Raw genomic sequence first — 13,325 nt, 5'->3', positions numbered from 1 at the left:
TCCTTCGGGTACGCGTCTGCCACCGCGAGGGCGAGCACGGCGGCGTGACGCTGGTCGCCACCACGGTGTTACGGCTCTGGGTGAAATGCCTGATCTGGTGATTCCAGCATCTTTCCGGACGACCCATTCTGCAAGTGTTGAATGGTTAAATAGCATAGGAAAAAGGGCGGTTGAACAGTGAAACACTGCCTCTTCATGCCTGCCGTGCCGTTCCCGTACTGCCTCGCCCCGTCAGCCTCGGCACCGGCACCCCCACCGCCCGCGCCGCCTCACCGTCCAGCAGAGCCAGCAGCTCCCGTGCCGCCGTCCGGCCGAACTCGGCGCTGTCGCGGGAGAGCGCGGACAGCCGCGGTGTGACCATGCGGCACAGCGCCGAGTCCTCCCAGGAGACCAGGGAGACGTCCTGCGGGACGCGGAAGCCGAGTTCCGCCGCGGCGGCGAGGCCGGCCACGGCCATCACGTCGTTGTCGTAGATCAGCGCGGTCGGGGCGGGGGAGCCGCCGAGCACCCGGCGGGTCACGGCCGCTCCCTGCGTGTCGGAGTAGTCGGTGGTCACCGAGCTCACCCCGGTCAGGCCCCGGCGCTCCGCCTCCGCGCGCAGGGTGGCGATACGGCGCTCGGTGTGCGCCAGGCCGGGCAGGCCCGCGATGTGCACGATCCGGCGATGGCCGAGGGCCGTCAACTCGTCCACCACGGACGCCATCGCGCCCGCGTCGTCCGCCCAGACCGTGGACAGCCCGGGGTGCCGCACATCGGACGCGCCACCGATGACCACCGCGGGCAGGCCCAGTTCGTCCAGCAGGCCGGGGCGCGGGTCCTCGGCGCGCGGGTCCACCACCAGCACGCCGTCCACCCGGTGCTCCGCCCACCAGCGGCGGTAGACCGCACACTCCTCGTCCACGTCCTCGGCCACCTGGAAGAGCAGGCCCAGATGGCGCTCGGCCAGCACCTCCTGGATGCCGGAGACGAGTTGCAGGAAGAAGGAGTCGACGCCCAGGGTGTGCGCGGGGCGGGCCAGGACGAAACCGACCGTGGCCGCGCCCTCACCGGAGAGCGCGCGGGCCGCCGTACTGGGACGCCAGCCCAGCTGCTCCGCGACCCGGCGGACCCGGGCACGGGTGCTCTCGGAGACACCCGGACGGCCGTTGAGGGCGAAGGAGACCGCGCTCTCGGAGACCCCGGCGCGGCGCGCGATGTCCTTCATCGTCGGCCGCCGCGCGGGTGATCGCTTCGACGCCACGTCATCCCTCGTCTCACCAAAGACTAATGCGCTTGAGTGCGATGACCCTAAAGCGCATTAGCGACACTGGCAAGATTCCGCCGACGCCGCCCTCACCTGGGCTAATGAAGTACGGATTTCTTTAGCTGAGAACCGTGCATTGACTTTCTCCGAACGGCCCGGGCAAGGTCGCTGGCATCACCGCCGCCGACACCGCAAGGGAGCCGTGTCACCGTGCCCACATCCCGCAGAGCCCTCGCCGCTGCCGCCTTCCTCTCCCTCGTCCTGCCGCTGAGCGCCTGCGGCTCGGGCGGTGACGGCGGCGGCTCGACCGACGCATCGGGCAAGGTCGAGGGCGACATCACCTTCCAGACCTGGAACCTGCGCGCGAACTTCAAGTCGTACTTCGAGGGCCTCATAGCCGACTTCGAGAAGAAGTACCCCGGCACCCATGTGAAATGGATCGACCAGCCCGCCGAGGGCTACCCCGACAAGATCAGCGCCGACGCGGCCGGCGGCACCCTGCCCGATGTCGTCAACGTCTCCCCGGACCTGGTCGCCCCGCTCGCCAAGGCGGGCATGGCCCTCGACCTCGACAAGGCCGCGAGCACATACAGGTCCGAGTACCTGGCCGGGGCCTGGGCCGGCCACCAGGTGCCCGGCATGAGCGGTACCTACGCCTTCCCCTGGTATCTGAACACCGGGCCGCTCTTCTACAACAAGTCGTTGTTCGAGAAGGCCGGCCTCGACCCCGCCAAGCCGCCGAAGACGTACGCCGAACTCTTCGCCGACGCCCTGCAGATGGCGAAGAAGAGCGACGGCAAGGTCGCCACGCTCGCCAATGTGCCCACCATCGAGGACTTCGGGCGCTATGGCGTGCGGATGATGAACAAGGAGGGGACCGGGTTCGCCTTCAACGACGCCAAGGGAGTCGAACTCCTCACCAGATACAAGGAGTTGTACGACGCCAAGGCCCTCGACCCACAGGCCCTGACCGCCACCCCGGAGTCCTCCGGCAAGAAGTTCCTCACCGGCGCCGTCGCCATGAACCCCGGCAGCGCCCTCGACCTCGACAACTTCAAGAAGAACGCGCCGAGTCTGTACAGGAACATCGGCATCACCGACCAGATCACCAGCACCGGGCACGTCAACATGTACGTGATGGGCGTGATGGTCAACTCCCGCACCAGGCGCACCCCGGCAGCCGTCGCCTTCGCGCACTTCGTCACCGACGCGCACCACCAGATATCCTTCGCCAAGAAGGTCGCCATCTTCCCGAGCACCGCCGGATCCCTGAACGATCCCTACTTCACCAAGGAGGACGGCACCGACGAGACCCGGGTCCGCATCGCCGCCGCCAGGTCCTTGAAGACGGCCGTCAACTACACGCCGGTGCTGTTCAGCGACCAGATGAAGACCGCGTTGCGCAACGAGGTGGCCAAGGCACTCCAGGGCAAGGAGAGCCCCAAGCAGGCACTCGACAACGCTGTCAACGCCGCCGACCGCCTCCTGCAGCAGGGCTGACCGGCCATGGCCACGCCTGTCCGCATCGGGCGCCAGCTTCCCTTCAGCCCCTGGCTGTTCGCCGCGCCCGGGCTGCTGGTCACCGGCGCCTTCGTGCTCTACCCGTTCGTCTCCACCCTGGTGAACTCCTTCACCGACCGCCGCACCCTGCTGCCGGGCCGCTTCGTGGGCCTCGCCAACTTCCGCGAACTCCTCCACGACGACATGTTCTGGACCGGCCTGCGCAACAGCACCCTCTACATCGTCGGCGTCGTACCCGCTCTCGTCGTCCTGCCGCTGCTGCTCGCCCTGCTGGTGCAGAAGAACATCCCGGGCATCACCTTCTTCCGCTCGGCCTTCTACACCCCGGTCGTCGCCTCGATCGTGGTGGTCGGGCTGATCTGGGTGTGGCTGCTGGACGAACGCGGCCTGGTCAACTCGCTGCTGGGCACCGTCGGCATCGGCCGGATCGGCTTCCTCAGCGACCAGTGGCTGCTCCTGCTGAGCGCGATGGCCGTCACCGTGTGGAAGGGCCTCGGCTACTACATGATCATCTACCTGGCCGCGCTCGCGAACGTGCCGCGCGAACTGCACGAGGCCGCCGCCGTGGACGGCGCGGGACCGGTGCGCCGCTTCGTCTCGGTCACCGTGCCCGCCGTGCGCTCCACCATGGTGCTGGTGGCCGCGCTCTCCTCGGTCGCCGCTTTCAAGGTGTTCTCCGAGGTGTACCTGATGGCCGGCCCGAGCGGCGGCCCGGCCGGCGAGGACACCACCCTCGTCATGCTCGTCCAGCGCACCGGCACGGGCCTGACCGGCCGCGTCGGTTACGCCTCCGCGCTCTCCGTCGTCGTGTTCGCCGTCACCGTCGCGCTGATGCTGCTCGTGCTGCGCGCCGACCGCAGGGAGGAGCCGTGAGCGTCCTGGAGAAGGTACGGCCCGAGCGGACCCTCGCCCCGGAGCGGGAACCCCGCGTCACCGACCAGCACGGCCGCCGTGTCCGCGCCGGCGAGCTGCTCTGGCGCTACCTGTTGCTGCTGGCCGTCCTCGCGCTGACCGCCGGCCCGTTCCTGTGGCAGCTGGCCACCTCCCTTAAGGGCCCGACGGAGGACATCTACAGCTCACCGCCGAGCTTCCTGCCCGCACACCCGACCCTGCACAACTACACGCGGGTCGCCGACACCATCCCCGTCTGGGACTACGCCCTGAACTCCCTGAAGGTCGCCACCGCCAACGTCGTCACCAACTGCGTCGGCTCGGCACTCGCCGGGTACGCCCTGGCCCGGCTGCGCTTCCGTGGCCGGCGCGTGACCACGCTGGTGTTCGTGCTGGCGATGCTCGTGCCCGTCGAGGGCATCGTCATCGCCCAGTTCACCACCATGCGCGAACTCGGCCTGAACAACACCCTCGTCGGCGTCGTGCTGCCCGGCGCGGTGGGCGCGATGAACGTGCTGCTGATGCGGGGCGCCTTCCGCAACCTTCCCTACGAGATCGAGGAGGCGGCCTACGTCGACGGTGCCAACGTCTGGCAGCGCTTCCTGCGCGTCGCCCTGCCCTCGGTGAAGGGCACGGTGGCCGTCGTCGCGATCTTCGCCTTCATGGGCGCCTGGGACGACTTCCTGTGGCCGCTGATCGTGCTCAGCGACCCGTCCAGATTCACCCTGACCATCGGCCTGAACTATCTGCACGGCACCTTCGCGGGCGACGAACGCCTCGTGGCCGCCGGCACCGTGATCGCCGTGGCCCCGCTCATCGTCCTGTTCGCCTGCCTCCAGCGGTACTTCTTCCGCGGGGTCGGCGAGGGCGCCGTCAAGGGCTGACCGACCATCCGTACGCCACAAGGACACTCCATGCCTCCTGCCGTGCGCTTCGGCGTCAACTACACCCCGAGTGTCGGGTGGTTCCACCACTGGCTCGACTTCGACCTCGACTCCGTGCGCGCCGACCTGGACGCGATCGCCGCGCTGGGCCTCGACCACATCCGCGTCTTCCCGCTGTGGCCCTACTTCCAGCCCAACCGCACACTGATCCGCCCGCGCGCCGTCGAGCAGCTCGTGGCCCTCGCCGACGCGGCCGCCGAACGGGGCCTCGACGTCAACGTCGACGGCCTGCAGGGCCACCTGAGCAGCTTCGACTTCCTGCCCGCGTGGACGCGCACCTGGCACCGGCGCAACCTCTTCACCGACCCCGACGTGGTCGAGGGCCAGGCCGCCTACCTCCGCACCCTCGCCGCCGCCCTCGCCGAACGGCCGAACTTCATCGGCATGACCGTCGGCAACGAGGTCAACCAGTTCGCCGCCGGCCCCCACCCCGACCCCGACCGCATCACCGCCGAGCAGGCCGAGCGGTGGCTCGTACGGATGCTGGCCGCCTGCGCCGAGGGCGCCCCGGGCCGGCTCCATCTGCACGCCTCCTACGACGCCGCCTGGTACCAGGACGACCAGCCCTTCACTCCGGGTCACTCCGCCCGCCTCGGCGACGTCACCGCCGTGCACTCCTGGGTGTTCAACGGCACCGCCCAGCGGCACGGCCGTACCTCGGTGCCGGCCGAGCACCACGCCGCCTACCTGGCCGAGCTGAGCAAAGCCTGGGCGGACACCCCCCATCGGCCGGTGTGGCTGCAGGAGGTCGGCGCACCCGCGCCGCTCGTGCCCGCCGAGCACGCCGCCGGCTTCGCCGAGGCGACCGTCGCCCACGCCCTCGACTGCCCCGACCTGTGGGGCGTCACCTGGTGGTGCTCCCACGACGTCTCACGCGACCTCGCCGACTTCCCCGCACTCGAATACGGGCTCGGCCTGTTCACCAACGACCGGCGGCCCAAGGACATCGCACGCGTCCTGGCCGAGGCGGCACGCCGGCCGCACCCCGCCCCCGCCGTGCGCACGACGGCCCTCGTCGTCCCCGACGATCCGGGCCGCCGCTCCTGCTGCGCCCCCGGCGGAGCCGTCTTCGACGCCTTCTTCCGGCTGGTCGCCGACGGCGCCCGCCCCACCACCGTCCTCGACAACCGCGCGGACGACCACGACCACCTCGCCGCGCGCGGCATCACCGAAGTCGTCATTCCCGACCAGGTTCTCCCCACCCCACACGGAGGCACCCGCTCGTGAACCCCGCCAGACGCACCGTCCTCGTCGCCGGCGCCGCCGCGCTGCTCCCCGTGCCCGCCGTCGCGACCGCCCGCCCCAGGGCCGCCGCGACCCCGCCGTACGCCTCCTACTGGTACCCGGACTCGCTCCCCGCCGGCAGCCCGGGCAGCGGCATCACCTGGCGCAGCCTGAAGAGCTGGCGCGCGGCCGACGACACCGACCTCGCGTTCAACGCCGCGTCCGTGCCGCTCGCTCCCCGCTTCACCCCCGCCCCGGCGAACACCACCGCCCGCTCCGGCCAGGCCCGCGTCCAGGCCCTGGTCTCCTTCGGGCCGACGTCGAGCAACCCCTCCCAGGGTTCGGCGACCGCCGACTACTACGCCCTCACTCACTGGGCGTATCTGGACGAGCTGGTCTTCTGGGGCGGTTCGGCCGGCGAGGGCCTGATCCTCGCGCCCAGCGCGCCGGTCGTGGACGCGGCCCACCGGCACGGCGTCCCGGTGCTGGGCACCGTCTTCCTGCCCCCGGTGGCGTACGGCGGGCAGCTGCGGTGGACCCGGGACCTGGTGCAGAAGGACACCGCGGGGCGTCATCCGCTCGCCGCGCAACTCGTCGCGGTCGCGGCGGCCTACGGCTTCGACGGCTGGTTCCTGAACGCCGAGACGGGCGGCGGGAACACCGCGCTGGGCCAGGCCGTGCTCGGCTTCGTCGACGAGCTGAAGGCGCGCGCTGCGGCGAAGGGGCAGCGGGTGACCTGGTACGACGCGATGACCGTGCAGGGCACGGTCGGCTGGCAGGGTGAGCTGAACAGCCAGAACCAGGCGTTCTTCCAGGCCGCCGACGACATGTTCGTGGACTTCCGGTGGAGCGCGGCCACCCTCGCGGCCTCCGGCACGAAGGCAGGCCGACTCGGCCGCAGCCGGTACGAGTTGTGGGCCGGTGTCGACGTCGAGTCGAACGGGTCCGGTACGTCCGTGGACTGGGACGCGATCGTGCCGGCCGGCAAGCCGCACATCGCCTCGATCGGCTTCTACCGGCCCGAGTGGACCCGAAACCACCTGCCTGCGGGCCGGCGCGCCCCTGAGGACTTCCACGCCGCCGACGACCGGTTCTGGACCGGGCGGTCGCTGGACCCGTCCCGGCCGGACGCGAGTGATCCGTGGCGGGCGCCGGCGGTGTCGGTCGCCGACCGCTCGACGGTGACCTCGCTGCCGTTCGCCACCGTGTTCAACACCGGGCACGGACTGCGCTGGCACGAGGACGGGGCGGTCACCTCGGACGCGGCCTGGAACCATCTCGGGCTCCAGGACCGGCTGCCGTCGCGGCGCTGGGTGGTGCGCACGGCGGGGGAGCGGCCGACGGTCTCGTTCGACTTCGCCGATGCCTGGCGCGGCGGCAGCAGTGTGCTGGTGGACGGTGAACTGGATCAACCCGTGGTGGTGGATCTGTACGCGACCCGGCTGCCGATCGGTGTGGACACGGTTGTCGAGCTGACGTTCCGGACCGATGCGGGTGCTGTGAACGCGGAGCTGGCGGTGGCGACGGCCGAGCCGAGGGAGGCGGGGACGACTCCGCCGTACAGGTATCCGGCTGTGAACCCAGTACACGAGAAGACCGGCGTGAAGTGCGTCAACCGCTGGCAGACCGTGACGGTCCCGCTCACCGGGCTGACCGGCACCGCGCATGCCCTCGGCGTCCGGCTCACCGCCACCGACGGCCCGGTGCGCTGGCGCCTGGGCGGCCTGGCCGTCCGGGACACCGTCACCGCTCCCGCCGCGCCCACGGGCGCCCGCGTCACCGCCGCGAGCGGCGGCGACCTCCGCCTCGCCTGGCACGCCGCCCCCGGCGCCGTCCGCCACTACGAGCTGCACCGCCTCCTGCCCGACGGCAGCCGCCGCTTCCTCGGCGGCACCTGCCAGCGCGCCTACTGCCTCACCGGCCTGCAGCCCGAACAGGGGGAGGCCGTCGCACGGTTCGAACTGCGCGCCGTGGGGGAGCTCTACACCACCTCGACCCCCGTCACCGTCACCCACCCCTGGTAACGACCGCGATCACCCGGACCCCGCAGGGAGCGCCCCGCATGCATGACGACCGCACTCTGGTGGAAGCCCGCCTCAGGCGCGTCCTCGACGAACGCATCCGCCCCGCCGTGTACCCCGAGTCCGTGCCGCTGCAGGTCGCGGTGTGGCACGCGCCCGGCGAACCCGTGCCGGTCGCCGAAGGACTCGCCGCCGAGCCGGAGCCCATCGACATCGGTGCCCGCTGGGGTGCGCCCTGGGGCACGAGCTGGTTCCGGGTGACCGGGACCGTGCCCGAGGCGTGGGCCGGAAAGACCGTCGAGGCCCTGCTCGACCTCGGCTTCGACGAGAACATGCCCGGCTTCCAGTGCGAGGGCCTGGTCCACCGGCCCGACGGCACCCCGGTGAAGGGCCTGAACCCCCGCAACCAGTGGGTGCGCATCGGCGCGCCCGCCGAGGGCGGCGAGGAGGTCCGCCTGCACATCGAGGCCGCCTCCAACCCGGTCATCCTCGACTACCACCCCTTCCTGCCCACGAAGCTCGGCGACAAGGAGACGGCCGGCAGCGCGCCGCAGTACACCCTGACCCGCATGGACCTGGCCGTCTTCGACGAGTCGGTGTGGCAGCTGGTCATGGACCTGGAGGTGCTCGGCGAGCTGATGGCCGAGCTGCCCGTGGACTCCGCGCGCCGGTACGACATCCTGCGTGCCGTCGAGCGGGCCCTCGACGCCGTCGATCTGCAGGACGTGAACGGCACGGCCGACCGGGCCCGTGACCGGCTCACCGGTGTGCTGTCGGCCCCCGCCGTACCGTCCGCGCACCGGATCAGTGCCGTCGGGCACGCGCACATCGACTCGGCGTGGCTGTGGCCGCTGCGCGAGACGGTGCGCAAGGTGGCCCGTACGACCGCCAACATGACCGCGCTGATCGAGGACGAACCGGAGTTCGTCTTCGCCATGTCCCAGGCGCAGCAGTGGGCGTGGGTGAAGGAGCACCGGCCCGAGGTGTGGGCGCGGGTGAAGAAGGCCGTCGCGGAGGGGCGGTTCGTGCCGGCGGGCGGGATGTGGGTGGAGTCGGACACCAACATGCCGGGCTCGGAGGCGATGGCCCGTCAGTTCGTGCACGGAAAGCGGTTCTTCCTCGACGAGTTCGGCATCGAGAACGAGGAGGCCTGGCTGCCGGACACCTTCGGCTTCGCCGCCGGACTGCCCCAGATCATCAGGGCGGCGGGCTCCAAGTGGCTGCTGACCCAGAAGATCTCCTGGTCGCGGACGAACACCTTCCCGCACCACACCTTCCGGTGGGAGGGAATCGACGGCACCCGGATCTTCACCCACTTCCCGCCCGTCGACACCTACAACTGCTCCATGAAGGGCAGCGAGATCGCCCACGCCGCCAGGAACTTCAAGGACAAGGGCCGCGCCCGGCACTCGCTCGCGCCCACCGGCTGGGGCGACGGAGGCGGCGGCACGACCCGCGAGATGGTCGCCAAGGCGGCCCGGCTGCGCGACCTCGAAGGATCGGCCACCGTCGTCTGGGAGACACCGCGCGCCTTCTTCGAGAAGGCCGAGGCCGAGTACTCCGAGCCGCCCGTCTGGGCCGGCGAGCTGTACCTGGAACTGCACCGCGCCACCCTCACCAGCCAGGCGAAGACCAAGCAGGGCAACCGGCGCAGCGAACACCTGCTGCGGGAGGCGGAGCTGTGGGCGGCCACGGCCGCAGTACGCACCGGATTCGCCTACCCCTACGAGGAGTTGGACCGGATCTGGAAGACGGTGCTGCTGCACCAGTTCCACGACATCCTGCCCGGCTCGTCCATCGCCTGGGTGCACCGGGAGGCGAGGGCGACGTACGAGCAGGTCGCCGGTGAACTGAACGGCATCATCGGCGCGGCGCAGCGGGCACTGGCCGGAGAAGGGGACCGGGACCTCGTCTTCAACGCCGCGCCGCACGAGAAGGCAGGGGTCGCCGCGGGCGGTGCCGCGGTCCCGGCCGTGACGGGCCACACGCGGCTCGTCCCGCGAGAGGGCGGCGGGTACCTGCTGGACAACGGCCTGCTGCGCGTCGAGATCGACGACCGGGGTCTGGTGATCTCCGCCTACGACATCACCGCCGACCGCGAGACCGTCGCCCCCGGCAAGGCCGCGGGCCTCCTCCAGCTCCACCAGGACTTCCCGAACATGTGGGACGCCTGGGACGTGGACGAGTTCTACCGCAACACGGTCACGGACCTGACGGACACGGAGGAGGTGGGCGCCGGTGCGGACGGGATCTCGGTGCGGATCGTCCGCTCCTTCGGTGACTCCCGGGTCACCCAGGTGCTGTCGCTGCCGCCCGGCGAGCGTCGGCTGGTGGTCGACACCGAAGTCGACTGGCACGAGACGGAGAAGTTCCTGAAGCTGGCCTTCCCGCTCGACCTGCACGCCGAACGGTACGCGTCCGAGACCCAGTTCGGGCATGTCTTCCGCCCCACGCACACCAACACCTCCTGGGAGGCCGCCAAGTTCGAGGCGTGCAACCACCGCTTCGTCCACCTGGAGGAACCCGGCTGGGGCGTGGCGGTCGTCAACGACTCCACGTACGGCCACGACGTGACCCGCACGGTGCGCACCGAAGGCGACCGCGGTACGACGACCACGCTCCGCGTCTCTCTCCTGCGTGCCCCGCGCTTCCCCGACCCCGAGACCGACCAGGGCGTCCACCGCTTCCGGCACGCCCTGGTCCCCGGCGCCTCGATCGCCGAAGCGGTGCGTGAGGGCTGGCGGATCAACCTGCCGGAACGGCACCTCACGGGCGCCCGTGAGGTCGCCCCGCTGGTCACCGTCGACAACGACGCCGTCGTGGTCACGGCCGTGAAGCTCGCCGACGACGGCAGCGGTGACGTGGTGGTCCGCTTCCACGAGGCCCACGGCGGCCGGGCCCGGGCCACCCTCACGGCCGGTTTCGAGGTCGCGGACGTCACGGCGGCGGACCTGCTGGAGCGGCCGGGCGGTGACACCGAGCCGCCCGCGCGCGAGGGCGAGCGGATCACCGTACGACTGCGGCCGTTCGAGCTGGTGACGCTGCGGCTGCGGCGCGCCTGACCGGAGCCGGGCGCCGCCACCGCCTCACACCCGTTCAGGCGCAGGCGGGACCGGTTCCTGATCCGCGGCGAGGCGCGCCAGGCGGTCGAGGACATGGCGGGTGCCCGGGTGTCCGCCCGTCCCGGTCCGGTAGACGGCGTGGATGCTGCGCCGTACCGGAACCCGCAGCGGATGCACGCTGAGGCCGGGCGGGCCGGGATCGGGCAGGGCGAGCCGGGGCACGAGAGCGACGCCCGCCCGGCGGGCGGCGAGCGCGCACAGCACCGCGAAGTCGCTCGCCACTGCCACCGGCCGGGGCACGAACCCGGCCGCCCCGCACGCCCGTTGGGCCATCTCGTGGCACGCGGTGTCCGGGCCCGGCAGCAGCCAGGGCAGCTCCGCGAACCCGGCCAGGTCGGCCGCGGCACCCGGAGCCAGGCCCCTTTCGGCGGCCTCGGCCGGGTGCAGCACCAGATACACCGGCTCCTCGAACAGGTCCCGGCGCTCGCAGCCGGCGGGCAGCGGACGCGGCAGCAGGCTGTACGAGTGGGTGAGCGCGAGGTCGGCCTCGCGCCGGCCGAGCGCGGCCTCGGCCTGGTCCGGCTCGCGCTCGACCAGCTCGATCAGCGGTCCGGCCGCCCCGGCGGGCCCGTCCGGGTCGGGCCACAACTCGGGCACCAGCCGCCGTGCCACGGACGGGAACGCGGCGATACGCACCCGGGCCCGCTCGCCCCGGCGCAGCGCCACCAGGTCCGACTCGGCGGCGGCGAGCGTGCCCAGCACGACCCGGGCGTGGTCGACGAGCCGCTGCCCGGCTCCCGTCAGCCGCAGCGTGCGGCCCTGCTTCTCCAGCAACGGCAGCCCCGTCTCCCGCTCCAGGGCGGCCAGCTGCTGGGACACCGCCGGGCCGGTGAGATGCAGCGCCTCGGCGGTCGCCGCGACGGTGCCGCACGCCGCGAACTCGGCCAGCACCCGGAGCCTGCGCACCTCCAACAAGAAGCTCACCTACCGAATCATGGAAGAAAGAGTAAATAGACCTTTTCAATTCTAGGGAGCACAGTCGAAGACGTGAAGCCCGACAAGACCCTCCTCGCCCTCGCCGCCACGGTGCTGCTGTGGTCCTCCGCCTTCCCCGCGATCCGGGTCGCCCTGCGCGGCTACGGTTTCGCCGAGCTGTCCTTCCTGCGCCTGGCCGTTGCCTCCCTGGCACTCGCGGCCGTGGCCCCCCTGCTGCGGATACGGTGGCCCGCCCGCCGCGATCTGCTCCGGATCATGTTCGTCGGGGCATCCGGTATGAGCGCCTACCAGCTGCTGCTGAACTGGGGCGAGCTGCATGTGCCGGCCGGTACCGCGAGCATGATCGTGGCTGTCACCCCGGCGATCAGCGCCCTGCTCGCGGCCGTGTTCCTGAGTGAGCGGCTGACGCTCGGCAAAGTCACCGGGTCCGTCGTGGCCCTGGCCGGGGCGGCCGTCATCGCGCTCGCCGGGGGTGACACCGGCTACTGCACCGCGGCCTGGGCGGTGGTGGCCGCCGCCGGTGCTCAGGCCGCCTACCACCTGGGCATCAAGCCGCTGCTGCGGACGTACACCGGCCTGGAGGTCGCCGGCTACGCGATGTGGGCGGGCACCGCCCTGGTCCTCCCGCTCGCCCCCGCGGCGATCGGCGCCGCCCTGCACGCCCCCTCCGGCGCGCTGCTCGCCGCCGTCTACCTGGGCGCGCTGCCCTCGGCCGCGGGATTCGTCGTCTGGGGCTACGCGGTCGCCCGGCTCACCGTCACCGCGGCGACCGCCGCCCTGTACCTGGTGCCCGTGGCCACCCTCGCGGTCGCCTTCGTCTGGCTGGGCGAACGCCCGCAGCCGGTGGAGCTGTTGGGCGGCGCGCTGACGGTCGTGGGGGTGGCGCTGGCCGGTCGCCGGGGGGCGGGCAGGGCCAGGGACGCGGCATGCGCCGAGGGGCAGAAGGCTCCGCCGGTCCGGGTGTGACCTACTCCCCGGCCTGCCCTGCCGGCTGCGCCCGCAGCCACTCCTCCACCTCGCCCACATGCGCGGCCGCCGCCGCCCGGGCCGCCTCGGGATCCCGCGCGGCCAGGGCGCGGTGGATGGCGGCGTGTTCGCGGCGGGTGCGCGTGAAGGCGCCCTCCTCCTGGTAGCCGCGCCAGACGCGGGCGCGGAAGGTGCGCGAGGACAGGCCCTCCAGGATCGCGGCCATGGTCTCGTTGCCCGCCGCGGAGGCGATCTCGCGGTGGAAGGCGAGGTCGTGCGCGAGGATCTCCTCGGGGTCGTCGGTGGCGTTCATCGCCGCCAAGGTACTTTCGACCGCGGCCAGTTGGCCGGTCGTGATGCGGGCGGCGGCGCCAGTGCGGTCGCCGTCGACTCCAGGACGCGCCGTTGCCGGCGCCTGTTCGAGGGCACCGCCATCACCGTCTACCGTCTGTGAGGC

The 13,325-nt window shown here is 71.8% G+C and carries 9 protein-coding genes and 1 pseudogene; 7 read left to right on the top strand and 3 right to left on the bottom strand.

Features of this window, described 5'->3' with window-relative positions:
• Positions 1–193: 193 nt before the first annotated feature.
• Positions 194–1,240, bottom strand: a complete 1,047-nt coding sequence (locus tag ACZ41I_RS27645) for a LacI family DNA-binding transcriptional regulator (RefSeq protein WP_399765127.1) — start codon at positions 1,238–1,240, stop codon at positions 194–196.
• A gap of 213 nt (positions 1,241–1,453) precedes the next feature.
• Here ACZ41I_RS27645 and ACZ41I_RS27640 point away from each other — a divergent pair, with 213 nt between their 5' ends.
• The 6 genes from ACZ41I_RS27640 to ACZ41I_RS27615 are packed head-to-tail and all read left to right on the top strand — an operon-like array spanning position 1,454 to position 10,906.
• On the top strand, positions 1,454–2,743 hold the full coding sequence (locus tag ACZ41I_RS27640; protein ID WP_468515311.1) for an ABC transporter substrate-binding protein: 1,290 nt from the start codon (positions 1,454–1,456) through the stop codon (positions 2,741–2,743).
• A 6-nt stretch (positions 2,744–2,749) separates the two neighbouring features.
• Positions 2,750–3,637 carry a carbohydrate ABC transporter permease gene (locus ACZ41I_RS27635; RefSeq protein WP_468515310.1) on the top strand — a complete coding sequence of 296 codons (888 nt, stop codon included), beginning with the start codon at positions 2,750–2,752 and terminating at the stop codon, positions 3,635–3,637.
• Positions 3,634–4,539 (top strand): carbohydrate ABC transporter permease, encoded by a 906-nt coding sequence (locus ACZ41I_RS27630; protein WP_363215524.1) that lies wholly within the window; start codon positions 3,634–3,636, stop codon positions 4,537–4,539. The genes ACZ41I_RS27635 and ACZ41I_RS27630 overlap by 4 nt, the downstream gene beginning before the upstream one ends.
• A gap of 30 nt (positions 4,540–4,569) precedes the next feature.
• Positions 4,570–5,826 carry a glycoside hydrolase 5 family protein gene (locus tag ACZ41I_RS27625; protein WP_468515309.1) on the top strand — a complete coding sequence of 419 codons (1,257 nt, stop codon included), beginning with the start codon at positions 4,570–4,572 and terminating at the stop codon, positions 5,824–5,826.
• Positions 5,823–7,847, top strand: coding sequence for an endo-beta-N-acetylglucosaminidase (locus ACZ41I_RS27620; protein ID WP_468515308.1), 2,025 nt, complete (start codon positions 5,823–5,825; stop codon positions 7,845–7,847). Before ACZ41I_RS27625 ends, ACZ41I_RS27620 begins: the two co-directional genes overlap by 4 nt.
• Positions 7,848–7,885: 38 nt before the next feature.
• Positions 7,886–10,906: an alpha-mannosidase gene (locus ACZ41I_RS27615; RefSeq protein WP_468515307.1), complete on the top strand. Its 3,021-nt coding sequence runs from the start codon at positions 7,886–7,888 to the stop codon at positions 10,904–10,906.
• A 24-nt stretch (positions 10,907–10,930) separates the two neighbouring features.
• Here the strand turns inward: ACZ41I_RS27615 and ACZ41I_RS27610 are convergent, their stop codons facing one another.
• Complete coding sequence (locus ACZ41I_RS27610; RefSeq protein WP_468515306.1) at positions 10,931–11,890, bottom strand: LysR family transcriptional regulator; 960 nt, start codon at positions 11,888–11,890, stop codon at positions 10,931–10,933.
• Between the two features lie 63 nt (positions 11,891–11,953).
• Between ACZ41I_RS27610 and ACZ41I_RS27605 the strand changes: the two genes are divergently transcribed.
• The gene (locus ACZ41I_RS27605; RefSeq protein WP_468515305.1) at positions 11,954–12,868 is read left to right on the top strand and encodes a DMT family transporter; all 915 of its coding nucleotides are present in this window, start codon (positions 11,954–11,956) and stop codon (positions 12,866–12,868) included.
• Position 12,869: 1 nt separating this feature from the next.
• On the opposite strand, the pseudogene ACZ41I_RS27600 reads toward ACZ41I_RS27605, so the two are convergent.
• A pseudogene (locus ACZ41I_RS27600) lies at positions 12,870–13,273 on the bottom strand (FadR/GntR family transcriptional regulator); the annotation flags it as partial.
• Positions 13,274–13,325 lie beyond the last annotated feature (52 nt).

This window comes from Streptomyces sp. NPDC030799 (assembly GCF_055572255.1).
Note: the sequence above shows the minus strand (reverse complement) of the source record. Positions and strands in the feature narration are given on the sequence as shown.